At 51.5% G+C, this 324-nt stretch carries 1 protein-coding gene; it reads left to right on the top strand.

All coding sequences use genetic code 11. The annotated features are described in order from the left end of the window. Positions 1 to 138: 138 nt before the first annotated feature. Positions 139 to 324, top strand: a 186-nt coding sequence (locus tag F2P45_RS35890; RefSeq protein WP_223164940.1) for a hypothetical protein, incomplete at its 3' end; no start/stop codon positions are given.

Genomic DNA, 324 nt, shown 5'->3' with positions numbered 1-324 from the left:
AAGGGGCGATGAAGCAGACTAATCAAACGATCAGTGTCAAGGATGCCAACAATGTGTTGAGGGTTCAGATCGGGAGAATCACGGGAACATGGTAACGGGAGGCCTCTTACGGAGCCTCTTTTTTTTCAGGAGGACTGGATGGCGGAATATGGAGTTCAGACATGGGACGCCTCAGGCAAGGTAAACAACTATGGCGTTAAGCCTGTCAGCGTTTGTGGCTATCTCCAGCTGGCCCAGAACCAGAAAACAGGCTCTTACACCGTAGCGCTTCCACCGGGTTGCAGGCTGACCTATTTTCAGAGCATGAACGGCGATCAGTTTGGT

Origin of the sequence: Massilia mucilaginosa (assembly GCF_011682145.1) — a bacterium.
GTDB classification, from domain to species: domain Bacteria; phylum Pseudomonadota; class Gammaproteobacteria; order Burkholderiales; family Burkholderiaceae_D; genus Telluria_A; species Telluria_A mucilaginosa.
Note: the sequence above shows the minus strand (reverse complement) of the source record. Positions and strands in the feature narration are given on the sequence as shown.